Origin of the sequence: Metabacillus bambusae, from assembly GCF_017497975.1 — a bacterium.
Lineage (GTDB): Bacteria > Bacillota > Bacilli > Bacillales > Bacillaceae > Metabacillus > Metabacillus bambusae.
The window spans coordinates 122,268-139,773 of sequence record NZ_JAGDEL010000012.1; the positions used below are offsets into that span (position 1 = coordinate 122,268).

Genomic DNA, 17,506 nt, shown 5'->3' on the forward strand with positions numbered 1-17,506 from the left:
ACGTAATGAATCTCTTATAAAAAATGGGCTGACGTATTGTCAGCCCAATTCTTATTTTAAATTTTCACTATTTAATGCTTCTAACTCAGGTAAAACAAAGCGACCATCTTTACGAATGAGCACATCATCGAAATAAATCTCACCACCACCATATTCAGGGCGTTGAATCATAACCATATCCCAATGGATGTTGGATTTGTTTCCATTGTAGGCGTCATCATAGGCCTGACCTGGTGTAAAGTGAAAGCTACCATCGATTTTTTCATCGAAGAGGATGTCTTGCATTGGGTGTAAGATATAAGGATTCACCCCAATTGCAAATTCACCAACAAACCGTGCACCTTCATCAGTATCAAATATTTTGTTAATTCTTTCAGTATCATTTGCAGTGGCCTCGATAATTTTTCCAGATTTAAATGTTAATTGGACATTTTCAAATGTAAAACCGTTATATGGCGAAGATGTATTATATGTAATTTGACCATTTACAGAATCACGAACAGGTGCTGTATAAACCTCACCATCAGGAATATTCATTTGACCAGAGCATTTGATGGCTGGAATGTCTTTGATCGAGAAGGTTAAATCTGTTCCCTCGCCTGTTAAACGAACCTTATCAGTTTTATTCATTAACTCAACTAATGGATCCATTGCTTTGTCCATCTTGCTATAATCCAGATTACATACATCAAAATAGAAATCCTCAAACTGTTCCGTACTCATTTTCGCGAGCTGAGCCATTGATGAAGTCGGATATCGTAACACAACCCATCTTGTTTTAGGTACACGAATTTCACGATGAACTTTTTGACCAACAGTTTGACCTTGAAGCTTCATTTTTTCATCAGGTACATCTGCAAGCTCATTAATATTATTACCAGATCGTAATCCTATGTAGGCATCCATTTTTTTCATCACTTCTGCTTCAAAATCAGCGATCATATGATATTGTTCTTCACTGCCACCCATCATTAAAGCACGATCGACTTGATGATCCTTTAGTGAAACAAAGGGATAACCTCCTGCTTCATAAGCTTCTTTTACAAGAGCAATGACAAGCTCTTTTTGTAGGCCGAAATTTTCTATTAATACCTTTTCACCTTTTTGTAACCGTATCGAGTAGTTTATAAGGTTTTTCGCTAAAGTTTGAATTCTTGGATCCTTCAAAATAAATCCTCCCTATTAAATGATGTTGTCATATCATACCTTATTGTACCCGAACATAAAAAAGAATCGTCATAATATGTATTCATCAAAAATAAACAAAATTTGATATCAGCAAAAACTGACAAAGGGATTGTCTAATTGAATAGAGAATTTAGTAATTATGTAAATTTTATGTTTATAATAGATTATGATGGGTAATTGAACAGTAAAGACATAGGAGGTGTAAGACATGATTATTATTTTATATTTAAGTGTCGCGCTTATAGCGATAGCATTTACCATTTTAGTTGTGTACGTGTCGAAAACTCTAAAGGCTTTGCAAGGAACATTAACAAATGTTGCAAGCACCTTGTCTGGTCTAGAGAAGCAAATGGAAGGAATTACGACAGAAACAACATTTTTACTACATAAAACGAATGCACTTGCAGAAGATATTCAACATAAGTCAGAAAAGCTAAATACTGTTGTGGAGTCAGTAAAGGATGTTGGCACAACAATTCAACAGTTAAATCAATCTGTAAAAAAAATTACAACTTCTGTTTCAACGAACCTTGAACAAAATCAAGATAAAGTGAACCAAGTTGTTCAATGGAGTAATGCTGCCATGGAAATATGGGCAAAATGGAAGCAGAAGAGTGAAAAAAAGACAACCATTTAATAAAGTATTTAGATTTACACTTTTGAGGAGGTAGAAATCATCATGGGTAAAAATAATAATAAGGATTTTATTGTTGGTTCAATTATTGGAGGGCTAGTAGGTGCGGCTGCAGCTTTATTTTTAGCACCTAAATCAGGAAAAGAAATTCGTGAAAATCTTGGACAACAAGCGAATGTAATGAAGGATCGAACAGGAAAGTTTACGAATGGTGCTCTAGAAAAGGGTTCAGGCATAGCAAGTGTAGCGAAAGAGAAAACAGTATCACTTTCGCAGGTTCTTACTGAGCAATCGTCACAAATCATGAATAAGGTTCGTGATATAAAAAGTACTACTAATGGACAAGGTGATTTCGTTGAAAAGGAAGTAGCAGATGCATTGGAACAAATTTCTGATGAAGCATCGACTTCTAATAATGATGAAAAAACTGAAGATCAGGCTATTTCAGAATCAATTACAGAAGCAGTTGAAGCATTAGAGGAAGATAACAAAAAGGAACAACCAAAAGCTGATTTAAAAGATGAAGTAAAATCAAATTAATTAATAGCAGGACAGTTTAGTGGCTGTGGGAAAGGTGAAAAAAGTGAGCAAACAATTAATTGATACTGTAGAACAATTTGAGGAATTATTTAATAAGCATGAAGAATTTCTATTTGTAAAAAATAGCCTGACATGTCCCATTAGTCAAGCAGCATTTGAAGAATATCAGGAGTTTGTAGAAAAGCATCAAGACTATCCAAGTTACCATTTACATGTTCAGGATTCAAGATCATTATCAAATTATATTGCTGAAACATTTGCAATTAAACATGAATCACCACAAGCGCTTTTGTTTAAAGGAAAAGATGTCGTATGGAATGCATCACATTGGAAAATCACATATGATGCATTAAAAAAAGAAGTATTAGGTTAAAGAAAAGGTGATTGACCTCTGATAATCGTGAGGTTAATCACCTTTTTAAAATTGGGAGGACAACTTATGATCTAACCGAATATTTTTTTAGTGTAGCCGTCTTTACATCGTTATGTATGTTTTAATACTTAGGCTTTTTTAAACTTGGTTGGTGATTTTTGCTGCATGCGTTCGATTTCCGCTCCAATCAACAAAGTGCCAAAATCAACAGTGAGCTTAATAGGGACAAAATATTAAAAAATCGATTATATTATGCTTTATCGCTTAAAAGCGTTTAAATGTTAAAGTTTTTGATGACAATCCCTATTTTATCGTTTATAATTACAACTAATTAGAGAAAATGTTCCACACATTTTTTGATTGATAAGAAAACATTAAGTTTTATTAATGTAGACTTCAGATTTTCTAAGTTAGTCATTATATTTATTAATACTAACTTCAGCTTCATTCAATCTATTGTGGTTTCAGTGATTTTTGACTATTTTTTTTAAGAAGGGATGAGAGAGATGAGTAATGCCGAATTAGAAGCATTAAGAGAGAGAGCAGATGAGATTAACTTACAAATTTTGAAGCTGATTAATGAGCGAGGAAGAGTTGTACAGGAAATTGGAAAAGCGAAGGAAGCACAAGGTGTAAATCGTTATGATCCTGTACGTGAGCGCAAAATGTTAAACAGCATTAAAGAATATAATGATGGTCCTTTTTTAGATTCAACTTTGCAGCATATTTTCAAAGAAATCTTTAAAGCAGGTCTTGAATTGCAAGAAGACGACCACAGCAAGGCATTACTTGTATCTCGTAAGAAAAAGCCAGAAGATACAATTGTTGAAGTTAATGGCGTAAGAATCGGTGATGGAAGCCAATCGTTTATCATTGGACCATGTGCGGTTGAAAGCTATGAGCAAACTGCTGCTGTTGCTGAGCAGGCTGTGAAACAGGGAGTTAAAATTCTTCGTGGTGGAGCTTTTAAACCTCGTACAAGTCCATATGATTTCCAAGGTCTTGGTCTTGAAGGTCTGAAAATTTTGAGAAAAGTTGGAGATGAATATGGTTTAGCTATCATTAGTGAAATCGTAAATCCAGCTGATATCGAAACAGCATTAGACTATGTTGACATCATTCAAATTGGTGCACGTAACATGCAAAACTTTGAATTATTAAAGGCTGCAGGAGCAGTTCGTAAGCCAGTTCTTTTAAAACGTGGCTTAGCAGCAACAATTGATGAGTTTATAAATGCTGCAGAATACATTATTTCACAAGGTAATGACCAAATTATTCTTTGTGAGCGCGGTATTCGTACGTATGAGCGTGCGACTAGAAATACATTAGATATTTCTGCTGTTCCAATTTTAAAACAAGAAACACACTTACCTGTATTTGTTGATGTAACACATTCAACAGGTAGAAGAGACTTATTAGTTCCAACAGCTAAAGCAGCTTTAGCAATTGGTGCTGATGGTGTAATGGCTGAGGTACATCCAGATCCAGCTGTTGCTTTATCTGATTCAGCTCAACAAATGGACTTCGATCAATTTGATCAGTTTATCAAAGAATTAAAACCTTTAGTTAAAGTGAACGCTTAATAGCAATTATTATTAAATAAGTAGAGGTTGGCTCACCATTATCTCCTAATGAATGTTTAGAAGTTTTTTCTTAAAACGTCTAAATAAGATGTCGGAGAATCTTGGTAAATGAGTCAGCCTTTTTATTTGTTTCTTTTTTTATTAATAAATGTTATATTTTAAGGTAAAAATGATAGTATAGCTTTTTTAAGTTATGGTTTTATTCATAAATGTTCCTTATAAAAAGGTTATTTTCGCTTATTTCCTTAGTCGAAATTTCTTGAATAATTGCCGAATGCAGTACGGTAGAAATACAAAAGTTGACTTTTATAGGTATAATGATTCAAATTATTAGAAAAGTTAGTTATAAAAAGAACATGTGAAAAAACGAACAATATGTGACAAACGTCTAAAAAACCTTTGAAATAGATTGCAGTCGATTTCAGAGTATCGTATGATTGTTAACATAGAACGTGCTTAAATATGGCTATTTGACAAGAAAAAACAATTTTCTACATACGGACATAGCGAAATTTAAAGTAGGAATTTTAAATATACGTTTTTGATAGTATTTGAAGGAGTGTTCAAGATGACAAGTGTAACAATATATGATGTTGCTCGTGAGGCAAATGTATCAATGGCAACCGTATCTCGAGTAGTAAATGGTAATCCGAATGTAAAACCTACAACAAGAAAAAAAGTTTTAGATGCAATTGAACGATTAGGTTATCGCCCTAATGCAGTAGCAAGAGGACTTGCTAGTAAAAAAACAACAACAGTTGGTGTAATTATCCCTGATATTTCAAGTATCTTTTATTCTGAGCTTGCACGTGGAATCGAAGATATCGCTACAATGTATAAATACAACATCATTTTAAGTAACTCTGATCAAAATAAGGACAAAGAATTGCATCTCCTAAATACAATGTTAGGAAAGCAAGTGGACGGAATTGTTTTCATGAGTGGAAATGTAACAGAAGAGCTTGTAGAGCAATTTAAGCGTTCCCCAGTTCCAATTGTATTAGCAGCATCTGTTGATTTATCAGAATCAACACCTTCTGTAAATATCAATTATGAACAAGCTACTTACGATGTTATCTCAATGCTGATTGAAAAAGGTCACAAAAGAATCGCATATATTGAGGGGCCAACTGAAGAGCCAATAAATCGCTTGAAAAAATCTGTAGGTTATAGACGTGCAATAGAGGATGCTGGTATTCCTTTTGAAGAAGAGCTAGTTATAGAGGGCGATTATACGTACGATTCAGGAGTAGAAGCTTTTGAGAAAATCGATGAACTCTCTGAAAAACCAACAGCGATTTTTGTAGGAACGGACGAAATGGCATTAGGTGTTATCCATGGTGCACAAGACCGTAATTATTCAATACCAACTGACTTTGAAATCGTTGGATTTGATAATACAAGACTTGCGACAATGGTACGTCCGCAGCTAACAACAGTTGTACAACCAACATATGATATTGGTGCTGTTGCAATGCGCTTATTAACAAAATTGATGAATAAAGAAGAAGTTGATAATCAAATTGTTGAACTCCCACATCGAATAGAGTTCAGACAATCCACAAAGCAATAATTTACAATTGTAAAAACAAGCTAACCAGTTAGGTTTAGCTTGTTTTTTCTCGTCTAAATATAAAAATACTGTAATGTGGAAAAGCATTTTTACACCCAGCTCCAGCGCCTAGACCCTCTAGGGTCTAGCTAATTTAGAATTGAAGGCAAAGAACGCCTTCTATTCTAAATTAGCTTATTTGCCCGAGGCTGATCAAGGCGCTTGCGCTTTTGTTCTTTTATTAACTATTCTTCTAACGATAAATGTTATTATTTAGTTAAGAGTTGAATATGAGATAGAAAAGGTGATACGTAATGCCTGATTGGTCTTACCATCCAATATTTAAGGGGACTTTGCTAAAACTGCCAGGACATTTCAGTCGGGAACTGATCCATAAAAGTATGAGTAGTATTGCTTCGATTCCTGGAGGAAGAAAGTTCATACACTTTTTAGGACATATGGAAACCTCTCCTGAAATTAGAGTCAATACAAGTGAATTGACATTTTCTTCTCCAATAGGGTTAAGTGGGAAAGTTGATCCGTATTTAACAGGGACGAAAGCGTTTGCGAATTTAGGATTTAGTTTCATAGAGATTGGACCAGTAACCATGGAGCATAATCAGTCAATGAGGAATCCATTGTATGATAGTGAAAAGGACCAGGTTATTTTTCCATCAGAAGAAGTAACAGTAGGATTGGCGCAAACACTCAGAAAGGTAAAAAAATACTCACATTTACCATTACATAAAATAATTCGAATAAAGGGAACCGAGAATGAACTTGTTGAATTGGCAACATCTTTAAAACCTTTTGGAGATATTTTTGTTCTAGAATATCAGACAAGCATAAGCTCTGAGCTTGTATCATTAATAAAAAAACAATTATATGATAAACCTGTTTTCTTTGCTATAACAACTAACCAAATATCTAATTCATTTTCTGCATTTGTTGAAATGTTTAATAAAAATGAATTCGATGGGCTACTATTAGATGGAGATAGAGCTAAAGAATCTTTTGAAGATCTTTCATCCGCGCTAAAAAAGGTAAGGACGGAAATCAGTGAAAGGATACCGATTATTACATCTGGCGGTATTAGAGAACCGAAGGATGCACTATCACTTTTAGAAAATGGTGCAACTCTACTTTTATTATCCTCAGGTTATGTTACTTCAGGACCAGGCTTACCAAAACGAATTAATGAATTATTGTATTTTCAAGAAAGAGATAGTGAGGTAACCATTTCATCAGGATGGATTTTTTATTGGTTATTTGGGTTATGTATATTAATAGGAGGGATATTAGCTTTGCTTTTTAGTATGACAAGAGTTATTTTGCCATATGATGAAGCGTTTCTAAGTCTCACAAGAGCAGAATTGCTAGATTTTAATAAGAATGTTTTATTCTTTATGGCCCATGACCGAATGACTCTTTCAGGTACAATGATATCCGGTGGAATTTTATATATGCAATTAGCTAAACACGGTATAAAATACGGGGTTCATTGGTGCAGAAAGGCTGTAAATATTGCTGGGATTTTGGGTTTTTTAGGCATATTAATGTTTATTGGTTATGGTTATTTTGATTGGCTTCACGGACTTTTTTGGCTTGTACTACTACAGCTTTTCATAGCTGGCTATTTAAAGACGAAGAATGTAGTTGATACGCCAATGTCTTACAATGATTCAAATCACATAGCATGGAAGCTTAGTTTATATGGGCAATTAGCATTTATTATTTTAGGGTTTTCATTTGTAATTGGAGGTATTATTATATCCTATATAGGAACTACGACTGTATTTGTAAAAACAGATATAGGGTATTTGTGTATGCCGCCTGAAATGATCGAACAATTCAATAATAAATTAATATCTGTTATTGCCCATGATCGTGCTGGATTTGGAAGTGCCCTTTTAAGTGTAGGGCTTCTCGTTTTAATGATATCATTGTGGGGATTTCGTGAAGGCGAAAAATGGGTGTGGTGGAGTATGCTTGTTGGAGGTTTACCAGCATTTTTAGCTGGAATTATCACACATTTTGTTATTGGATATACAACCTTTATTCATTTATTGCCTGCATATATAACATGTGTATTATATGTAATGGGGTTACTCCTTTCGTTTCCATTTTTAATGAGAAGAAATTGTTAACAGATCTCTTAAAATAGCAATCTATTTTATAAATAGGTTGCTATTTTAAGATTATTAGCACATTTGTTTTTCTAATGATTTTGTCGAATTAGATGAAGTGCTTTTGAGACAGTTAAAGCATTTTTTTCTTCTATTTCTGGCTTTCTAGGGATTGGTTTATATAAGTCATTAGAGTCATACCAAAGTTCAGGAAGCTTAACAGGTGCTTGCTTTTCCCACTTTTCAATCCACGACTTTGGAAGCGTGCTCGGCACTTTTATGTTATTCATTTCAAGCCAAATTAAGCTCCATGCTCTTGGAACAACTCTCCAAATATCGTAGCCACCGCCACCAACAGCAATCCAACGTCCATTACAATATTTATGAGCAATTTCATGAGCTAGTCTTGGAATTTCATGATAAATAGCCATTGAAGCGGATAAATGTGTTAATGGATCATAATAATGAGCATCTGTACCATTTTGTGTTAAGATCACATCAGGCTTGAAAAATGCTGCAACCTCCTCAATGGATGTTCGGTAAGCATGTAGCCATGAATCGTCTTCTGTAAAAGCATCTAATGGGATATTAAAGGAAAAGCCATATCCCTTACCAGATCCGCGTTCCGTTACATTTCCAGTGCCAGGAAATAAATATCGTCCTGTTTCATGGATGGAAAGTGTGCATACATTTGGATCATCATAAAATGTCCATTGAACTCCATCACCATGATGGGCATCTGTATCAATATATAGTACTCTTGCTCCATATTTTTCTTGCAAGTATTTAATTGCAACAGAGCTATCATTGTAAATGCAAAAACCTGATGCTTTTCCGCGAAAGCCGTGATGTAAGCCACCTCCAAAGTTAGCTGCATGCATTGCTTTTCCTTCCATCACATAATCGACAGCTGTTAATGTACCTCCAACTAAGAGAGCACTTGCCTCATGCATGTCTGAAAAGATTGGTGTATCCTCTGTCCCAATACCATAGTTGAGTACTTCTTCACTATCAAATTGTCCATGTCCGGCTAATTTAACGGCATTAATATATTTTTTATCATGGACTAGGGCTAATTCATCCTCTGTAGCTAATCTAGGTGTAACTATATTCCCGTCATTAATCGCTTTCATTTCTTTCAATAAATCGTAAGTAAGTTCAACTCGTAACTGATTAAAGGGATGATCATTATGAAATTTATAAGACTGAAATAATGGTGAATAAATAAAAACAGTGTCCTTTATCGTCATCTGTCATTCCCCGATACATTTGGCCATAAAACATCATATCCCTCTGCTTGTAAGTCATTCACGATCATAGTTATGTTCATTGTTTGTATGCGAAATACGAGAATTTTGTACTGATCGTCACAATCAGGATAGACAAGTACACTTGATATATTCACCCTTCTTTTATGTAAGATAGACGAAACCTCCGCAAGCTTACCCGCTATATTAGGGACTTTAATTTCGATATGTGAGCCGGGCTGATCAGCACCTGTAAGCTTTACAAATGTATTTAGCATATCTGTTTTAGTAAGGATGCCTACTAATTTACTATCTTGTAATATCGGTAAACATCCGATATTGTTTTCAATTAAAACAGCTGCTAATTCTTCTACAAAATCAAGCGGATGACCTGTAATTAGGTTAGTAGACATAATGCTATTAATTGGCTTATTTAAAAAGTCCTCTTTTAGTTCGAGCTGAAAAATGGATGGACTTGCATCTTTCACATCTCGTTCTGTCACGATTCCTACCAAATTGTGATCCTCATTTACGATTGGTATATGGCGGATTTTATGCTGTTTCATTGTCTTTAACGCTAGACTTATCGTATCATCAGAACCTAGAGTTATCACGTTTTTGTGCATTATTTGCTTAACGATCATCAATTTGATCCTCCTTATCATAAAATAATTGAACTTAATTTATTATCCAACAGATCTTTAATACATAAATCGATTTTGAAAGCGTAGACGATCAAATTGTTGAATGGATTCTGGCTCAATTCTTTTTCCGATCCTTGCCATCAGACAGTTAGCCGGATGTGAACTAATCTCAGGCTCGTCAGTAGCGTACCACTCTAAGCCACCAGCGTTCATCATTTTTTCCATTACTTTTCGATACTCCCACACGTTTAACCCAGATCCTTTTAGATCCCAATGCCAATAATATTCAGTAGTAATAATAATATAGTCTTCCATTGCATCATCCATCATCGAAACTCGTAATAAATTTTTCCCTACTGAATAACCACGGAATTCAGGTGCTACTTCAATGGCACCTAATTCTATTAACTCTTTCATATTACCTTCAGACCATCTCTCTAATGGATCTGGATAAAGATAAGTAACATATCCAACGATCATATCATGCACTCTTGCAATAATGATTCTTCCTTCTGGTAACCCTGCTATTTCAACTAAAGCCTTTTGTTGTTGTTTAGGCTGTCTAAATGCGACTAAACCATCATGGAAATCATAGCTTGCTAGTTTATCTTGAGGAATAGGACCCTCAATTAAAATGCATTCATTTGGTGTTTTAATTTCTTTTGCATTATATGTCTTAGGGTGTTTCATTAGGTCACCGCCTTAATAAAGTGTGTAAAGGGAGTAGGGCACTTTTAAAAAGTAACTGTTTAACCTTCACAGTCTACTTGGTTTAGGTGGAAAAAAATGCTCGCCTCGATATGCTTAAGTTAATCTTATATAAACCTACGTTGAAATTAAACTTTACCTTCTCAACTAAGGTTGTCTTTTTATCTATTATACAAGATTATTTACAAATTGAAGCGTTTACATTATGATTAAATTATATTAATTTCAAAAATTGTGAAAAATGTAGTATTGTAATATAATAGATTTGTAAAATCTTACATAAGGGGGAGTTTAGGATGAAATTGGAAGCGTTGCCATCGACGAAGGGGAATTTTAATTTACAGGATTATGATACTGCTTATCATTCATTTGATTGGTCAGAGGTTGAGAAGAATTTTACATGGTCAGAAACTGGTCGTGTTAATGCAGCCTATGAGGCAATTGATAAGCATGCAGAAACATTTCGTAAAAATAAAATTGCCTTACATTATCGCGACCCTGAACGTGAAGAAAAATATACGTTTAAAGAAATGAAGGAGCTCTCAAATAAAGCTGCAAATGTGTTAAAACGTACAGCTGATGTTGAAAAAGGAGACCGTCTTTTCGTTTTTATGCCGAGAACCCCTGAATTATATTTTGTGATTTTAGGAGCAGTGAAACTAGGAGCTATTGTGGGTCCATTGTTTGAAGCCTTTATGGAAGGTGCTGTAAAGGATCGCTTAGAGGATAGCGATGCAAAGGTCATCGTTACAACTCCCGAGTTGCTTGAAAGAATTCCAGTAAGTGATTTACCATCATTAAAACATGTTGTCGTAGTAGGAAATTCTGTTGATTCCAAGCAGCACATCGACTTTTTATCAGAAATGCAAACAGCAAGCAAGGATATTGACATTGAATGGGTTGAAAAGACAGATGGATTACTTCTGCACTATACATCTGGATCAACTGGAAAACCAAAAGGTGTCCTTCATGTTCATCAGGCGATGGTGCAGCACTATCAAACTGCACAATGGGTTTTAGATTTAAAAGAAGATGATGTATATTGGTGTACAGCTGACCCAGGTTGGGTAACTGGAACAGTATATGGTATTTTTGGACCGTGGTTGTCAGGTGCAACAAATGTAATTGTTGGTGGTCGCTTTAGTCCAGATACTTGGTATCAAACAATTGAGGACTACGGTGTGACGGTTTGGTATAGTGCACCAACAGCATTTAGAATGCTGATGGGTGCTGGTGATGAGCTAGTAAAGGAATTTGATACAAGCTCACTAAGACATGTTCTAAGTGTTGGAGAACCGTTAAACCCTGAAGTCGTCCGTTGGGGTGTAAAAGTATTTAATAAACGGATACATGATACATGGTGGATGACAGAGACGGGTGCACAGCTTATTTGTAACTATCCATGTATGGAAATCAAGCCTGGATCAATGGGAAAACCAATTCCTGGTGTTGAAGCTGCGATCGTCGACGATCAAGGAAATGAACTACCGCCTTATCGAATGGGGAATTTGGCGATTAAAAAAGGTTGGCCATCTATGATGCATACCATTTGGAACAATCAAGAAAAATATGAATCTTATTTTATGCCAGGTGATTGGTATGTATCAGGTGATTCAGCCTATATGGATGAAGAAGGGTATTTTTGGTTCCAAGGCAGGATTGATGATGTCATCATGACTTCTGGTGAACGTGTTGGTCCTTTTGAAGTCGAAAGTAAGCTTATCGAGCATCCAGCGATTGCAGAAGCAGGTGTTATCGGGAAGCCTGACCCAGTAAGAGGGGAAATTATTAAAGCGTTTGTAGCGCTTCGTGAGGGATATGAAGCTTCTGATGAGTTAAAAGAGGAAATTCGTATTTTTGTTAAGAAAGGTTTAGCTGCACATGCTGCACCACGTGAAATTGAATTCCGTGATAAGCTCCCGAAAACACGAAGTGGTAAAATCATGCGCCGTGTATTAAAGGCTTGGGAACTTGATTTACCAACAGGTGATCTTTCAACGATGGAAGATTAATTGTTGTAAATATAGCAAGAGTAAATAGTTAACATATAAAAAGTCAGAGACTAGCATTGGATTTTTCCAATAAACAATCTCTGACTTTTTGTTTTATTAACTACATTGGTTTTTAAAATAGGGAATCAGTAATGATCTGATTCCCAAAGTATTTTCATATAATCAATTGACACTTTCTATTGGTTTAGCGGCTGTATCGGCTGCTGGTGGTTTGTTTGGTTTATCGTTTTTTGGTGGTTTAGCTTGTGAATTATCTTTACTACTTTTATCGTTCTCAGTTGCTACAGGCATTGGCTTTTTATCTGCATATTCTCCGACTTTAATTATATTAGATGGAGATGATTCTCGATTCGCAACATCAACTGCGACAATATAATACGCAGCAGGTGATGAACCAACAGTGACAGATAATGAGCTTGATGCATGAATACTTGCGACTTTTTTATAACTAGTAGAATAGTTAGGTGCTGCATATACTCGATATCCAACGACATCATTATCTGGATTGGCACCCCAACTTAATTTTGAACCACCAATTGAAACACCGCTAACTTGACTTGGGTTTGATCCATTATCTCCAATTGATTTGCCTTCTGTCACAACAAGATTTCCCCATCTAGCGGTATTTGGTAATAAACGTTTTAAATCTTGAACACTATTTATTCCATGTTTCGTAAGAATGTCCTTTTTTAACATAACACCTTGTTGAACAAATTCAGCAGGTGCTGATGATGGGACTTGATAGGCTTGATCTTTTACAACCACGTATTTTCCTTTAGTTAAGCTATCATCTACTTTTGTCGGAACATATTTTACATTAAATAGATCTGTTGCAACTAAACCTGCACTACTACATAAATCTGAAGCGAGTTCACCGGTTAATGCACAATATGAACGGCTTACAATACCATCCGGCATTTGAAAACGAGTTTTTGGTGCTAATAACTCAGGATTTACATCATGAGCTACATTCATTAATTTAGCCCATAAAAGAATATTACGCTTACTATAAGACATGCCTTTATAGTTTTGCTCAATTGGTTTTGGGGTATCATAACCAATCCATGTTCCAAATGTCACATTTGGGTTAGAAGCGACAAACCATGCGTCTTTATAGTCTTGCCCAGTTCCGGTTTTACCAGCCCAATCTGCACTAAATGACAGATAACCATTTAATGATGCAGCTGTTCCACTACTAATAACGTCACGCATCATATCAATTGTTAAATAAGCAGTTTGAGCAGAGAATACATCCGTTTCTGCTTTTTCATGCTGGAAGACGATTTCACCGTTGCTAGTTTCAATTTTTTCTATCATGTAAGCATCAATAAATTTACCATTATTCGCAAAAGTTGCATATGCATTTACGTTTTCCTCAACTGTTACGCCTTTTTCCATGGCACCTAAGCTTAATGCCTCATTATGATAATCTGCTTTCTGGAGACTTGTAAACCCCATTTTTTCTAAATAAGATACCGGATTTTGGTTTAATATACTCATGTATGTCTTTATGGCAGGAATATTATAGGAATGCTTTAAAGCTGTTCTAGCACTCGTTAATCCATGATAGCCCCCACCATAGTTTTTAGGCTTCCATTCTCCTAATGAAAAAGGGACGTCTGCGATGACAGAACCCGGTTGTGATTTTCCTAATTCCATTGCTGGAGCGTAGACAAGCAATGGTTTCATTGTAGAACCATTTGGACGCTCAGCTTGTGTTGCATGGTTTAGGTTTTCACGATCAAAGTCTCGTCCACCAACAAAACTAATCATTTTTCCTGTACTATTTTCGATTAAGACCCCACCGACTTCAACTGGCTCTTGAACAGTTTTTATTTCTCCTGTATCGGGGTCTTTTATCTCTTCAGGTTTATCACTACCATAATATTCATACTGGGCAACGACATCTTGCATTTTGTCGTAGATTTCTTTATTAATAGTGGTATGAATACGATAGCCATTATGCCTAATCTCATAATCTGCTAAAGAATAGTACTGGTTATAAAGATCATTATCTTTGTTCAATTCTTCTTCCGTATACCCATCTTTTTTCGCAAGCTGAACCATAATTATTCTATTTACACGATCCTCAACTTCATAAGTTAAATAAGGATACTCGTCAATAGGAGTTGGCTTTTTCGCAGTTAAGTTTGCTCGGATATCATAGGCTAGTGCATCTTGGTATTCTGCTTTTGTAATATATCCTCCAGAATACATTCGACTTAATACAGTTTTCATGCGGTTAATCCCAGGATCAAGATTATCTTTGATAGCACCGCCATCATTAGAAAATGGTGTATAGCCAAAAGGACTTTGCGGCAAACCAGCAATAAAGGCAGCTTGGGCGATGTTTAAGTTTTTAGCTTCAACACCAAAAATACCCTTTGCTGCCGCTTGGATACCGGCGATATTTTTTCCATTTGAATTACGTCCAAAATCCGTTACATTTAGATAGGCTTCGATAATTTCTTCTTTTTCAAAGAATTTCTCTAATCGTAGTGCTAAAAGAATTTCTTTTGCCTTCCTATCAAATGAAACTTCATTTGTTAATATTTGATTTTTAATTAATTGTTGTGTAAGAGTACTACCACCAGTTTGAACTGCAGCATTTGTGAACTCCTGAAACAAAGCACGCATGATTGCCTTTGGTACAACACCTTCATGCTCATAAAATAGCTCATCCTCAGTTGCGATGACAGCATTAATTACATGCTCTGAGATATCCTCTAATTGTACTTCTTCACGATCAATATCAGCGCTTAATTTTCCTAAATATACATTATTTGCGAAGTATACCTCTGATGATTCTTCATAATTGTAAATATCATTTTTCATAACTTCATATGAACGAATGGGTTCGTCCTTTACTAAGGAAGCGAAATATCCAGCACCGACACCACCAGCAAAGCACATGCCAATGAGGCCAATGACTAGAAATAATAAAAGAAGATTTCCAATAACGTTATATGATATCCGAAAGCCTTTAACTACATTTTTGTTAAAAGGCGTGAAGCGCCTAAGTTTTTCATCCTTTTTTTTCATTATGCAATCCCCCCGAATCTACTTATTATACCATAGGGAAACGCATATTTTGTAGGGTTTTGTCATAAAGGGAATGGGATCAGAGGTAGTCTATACAGTCAAATCTTATATTAAAAGTGTGATTATTCATTAAATAATTGACATTCTTCTGAGTTTATGGTTAAAATTCATGTATCATAACAATATATGAAATCGCTGAGATTGGGTTCAGTAGTGGAGATCTCCCTTTTATAGAGAGCTGATGGATGGTGGAAATCAGCATATAGATACTCCGTGAATTACGTCCATGAGCTTCTTTTTTGAAAAGGTTAACTGAGTAGAAAAAGACGGTTTAACCGTTAAATTACCAAGTGAGGATTATTTGTGTTTTAATCCTAAGTAGGGTGGTACCGCGAATATTTCGCCCCTTCAGTGATGAAGGGGCTTTTTGGTGTTCATTTACCTGACTAAAAAACGACAAAGGAGAACGATTATGAGTGAATTATTAAATGATTTACAATTTAGAGGCTTAGTAAACCAAGTTACAGATGAGGATGGACTAGCGAAAGTACTTGAGGAAGATAAAATTAAACTTTATTCTGGATTTGATCCTACTGCAGATAGTCTTCATATTGGTCATTTGCTTCCAGTATTAACGCTCAAACGATTCCAACTAAACGGACATCATCCAATAGCTCTTGTTGGAGGTGCTACTGGATTGATTGGTGATCCAAGTGGTAAGAAGGCAGAGCGTACCTTGAATACTGCGGATATTGTACAGGATTGGTCTGATAGAATTAAAGGACAATTATCTAGGTTCCTTGACTTTGAAGCGGATGTGAATCCTGCAGTTATTGTGAATAACTATGATTGGATTGGTAGTCTAGATGTTATTTCTTTCCTGCGTGATGTTGGGAAAAACTTTGGTATTAATTACATGCTTGCTAAGGATTCAGTCAAGACACGAATCGAATCTGGTATTTCATTTACTGAATTTAGTTACATGATCTTACAATCCTTTGATTTCTTAAAATTATACGAACAAAATGAATGTAAGCTACAAATTGGTGGTAGTGATCAGTGGGGAAATATTACAGCAGGGCTAGAACTAATCCGTAAATCTGAAGAAAATTCTAAGGCGTATGGATTGACGATTCCTCTTGTTACAAAAGCAGATGGTACGAAGTTTGGAAAAACAGAAGGTGGAGCGATTTGGTTAGATCGTGAAAAAACATCTCCATATGAGTTTTACCAATTTTGGATCAACACAGATGATCGTGATGTAGTAAAATATCTGAAATACTTTACATTCTTATCTCAGACAGAAATCGAGCAATTTGAAGAAGAGATTAAAAATGCTCCTGAAAAACGATTAGCTCAAAAAGCGTTAGCTGAAGAAGTAACAAAACTTGTTCATGGTGAAGAAGCTTTACAACAAGCAATTAAGATTTCTGCTGCATTATTTAGTGGGGATATTAAACAGTTAACAGGTAATGAAATTTTAGAAGGATTCAAAGATGTACCATCTACTAAAATTGAAGAGGCTGAAATTGGCTTAGTTGACTTGCTTATTCAAGCTAAAATTGCACCTTCGAAACGACAAGCACGAGAAGATATTACTAATGGTGCAATCTATATAAACGGAGATCGTATTCAAGAGTTATCAAAAGTTATTTCAGATGAAGATAAAATTGATGGACAGTTTACTGTAATTCGTAGAGGGAAAAAGAAATATTTCTTAATTCGTTACGCATAATATTTGTTTTTTTTAAAGTTGTTCACTCAAAAGAGTGAACAACTTTTTTGAATATAGGAATAAAAAAAATCCCGGTCCATTGACCAGGATTTTTTTTATTAACGAGAGTAGAACTCAACAAC

Annotated in this window: 13 protein-coding genes and 1 other annotated feature; of the genes, 8 read left to right on the forward strand and 5 right to left on the reverse strand. The window is 35.3% G+C overall.

Annotation, left to right across the window (positions count from 1 at the left end; translation table 11 throughout):
* Nucleotides 1-51: 51 nt before the first annotated feature.
* Nucleotides 52-1,167, reverse strand: coding sequence for an aminopeptidase (locus I7822_RS16300; protein ID WP_207980106.1), 1,116 nt, complete (start codon nucleotides 1,165-1,167; stop codon nucleotides 52-54).
* Between the two features lie 229 nt (nucleotides 1,168-1,396).
* Between I7822_RS16300 and I7822_RS16305 the strand changes: the two genes are divergently transcribed.
* The 6 genes from I7822_RS16305 (at nucleotide 1,397) to I7822_RS16330 (ending at nucleotide 8,017) form a co-directional block, all read left to right on the forward strand.
* A complete protein-coding gene (locus I7822_RS16305) occupies nucleotides 1,397-1,825 on the forward strand; it encodes a DUF948 domain-containing protein (RefSeq protein ID WP_207980108.1) in 429 nt (142 codons plus the stop codon).
* Nucleotides 1,826-1,867: 42 nt separating this feature from the next.
* Nucleotides 1,868-2,362, forward strand: coding sequence for a YtxH domain-containing protein (locus I7822_RS16310; RefSeq protein ID WP_207980110.1), 495 nt, complete (start codon nucleotides 1,868-1,870; stop codon nucleotides 2,360-2,362).
* Between the two features lie 43 nt (nucleotides 2,363-2,405).
* Nucleotides 2,406-2,735, forward strand: a complete 330-nt coding sequence (gene ytxJ / locus I7822_RS16315) for a bacillithiol system redox-active protein YtxJ (RefSeq protein ID WP_207980112.1) — start codon at nucleotides 2,406-2,408, stop codon at nucleotides 2,733-2,735.
* Nucleotides 2,736-3,241: 506 nt separating this feature from the next.
* The gene (locus I7822_RS16320; RefSeq protein ID WP_207980114.1) at nucleotides 3,242-4,318 is read left to right on the forward strand and encodes a bifunctional 3-deoxy-7-phosphoheptulonate synthase/chorismate mutase; all 1,077 of its coding nucleotides are present in this window, start codon (nucleotides 3,242-3,244) and stop codon (nucleotides 4,316-4,318) included.
* 568 nt (nucleotides 4,319-4,886) lie between these two features.
* A complete protein-coding gene (ccpA, locus tag I7822_RS16325; RefSeq protein WP_207980115.1) occupies nucleotides 4,887-5,891 on the forward strand; it encodes a catabolite control protein A in 1,005 nt (334 codons plus the stop codon).
* 293 nt (nucleotides 5,892-6,184) lie between these two features.
* Entirely contained in the window at nucleotides 6,185-8,017 is a 1,833-nt protein-coding gene (locus I7822_RS16330; protein WP_207980123.1) for a beta/alpha barrel domain-containing protein, read from the forward strand.
* Nucleotides 8,018-8,088: 71 nt separating this feature from the next.
* Here I7822_RS16330 and I7822_RS16335 read toward each other — a convergent pair whose 3' ends face one another.
* From I7822_RS16335 to I7822_RS16345, 3 genes are read right to left on the reverse strand one after another with little or no spacing between them, the layout of a single operon-like run.
* On the reverse strand, nucleotides 8,089-9,240 hold the full coding sequence (locus I7822_RS16335; protein ID WP_307847786.1) for an acetoin utilization protein AcuC: 1,152 nt from the start codon (nucleotides 9,238-9,240) through the stop codon (nucleotides 8,089-8,091).
* 2 nt (nucleotides 9,241-9,242) lie between these two features.
* Nucleotides 9,243-9,887 carry an acetoin utilization AcuB family protein gene (locus I7822_RS16340; protein WP_207980134.1) on the reverse strand — a complete coding sequence of 215 codons (645 nt, stop codon included), beginning with the start codon at nucleotides 9,885-9,887 and terminating at the stop codon, nucleotides 9,243-9,245.
* 57 nt (nucleotides 9,888-9,944) lie between these two features.
* Nucleotides 9,945-10,577 carry a GNAT family N-acetyltransferase gene (locus I7822_RS16345; RefSeq protein WP_207980136.1) on the reverse strand — a complete coding sequence of 211 codons (633 nt, stop codon included), beginning with the start codon at nucleotides 10,575-10,577 and terminating at the stop codon, nucleotides 9,945-9,947.
* 314 nt (nucleotides 10,578-10,891) lie between these two features.
* Between I7822_RS16345 and acsA the strand changes: the two genes are divergently transcribed.
* On the forward strand, nucleotides 10,892-12,607 hold the full coding sequence (gene acsA, locus I7822_RS16350) for an acetate--CoA ligase (RefSeq protein WP_207980138.1): 1,716 nt from the start codon (nucleotides 10,892-10,894) through the stop codon (nucleotides 12,605-12,607).
* Between the two features lie 162 nt (nucleotides 12,608-12,769).
* Here acsA and I7822_RS16355 read toward each other — a convergent pair whose 3' ends face one another.
* Nucleotides 12,770-15,649 carry a transglycosylase domain-containing protein gene (locus I7822_RS16355; protein WP_207980140.1) on the reverse strand — a complete coding sequence of 960 codons (2,880 nt, stop codon included), beginning with the start codon at nucleotides 15,647-15,649 and terminating at the stop codon, nucleotides 12,770-12,772.
* Between the two features lie 188 nt (nucleotides 15,650-15,837).
* Nucleotides 15,838-16,060: a binding site (T-box leader), on the forward strand.
* Between the two features lie 61 nt (nucleotides 16,061-16,121).
* Here I7822_RS16355 and tyrS point away from each other — a divergent pair.
* Nucleotides 16,122-17,384: a tyrosine--tRNA ligase gene (gene tyrS, locus I7822_RS16360; protein ID WP_207980142.1), complete on the forward strand. Its 1,263-nt coding sequence runs from the start codon at nucleotides 16,122-16,124 to the stop codon at nucleotides 17,382-17,384.
* Nucleotides 17,385-17,506: the final 122 nt, after the last annotated feature.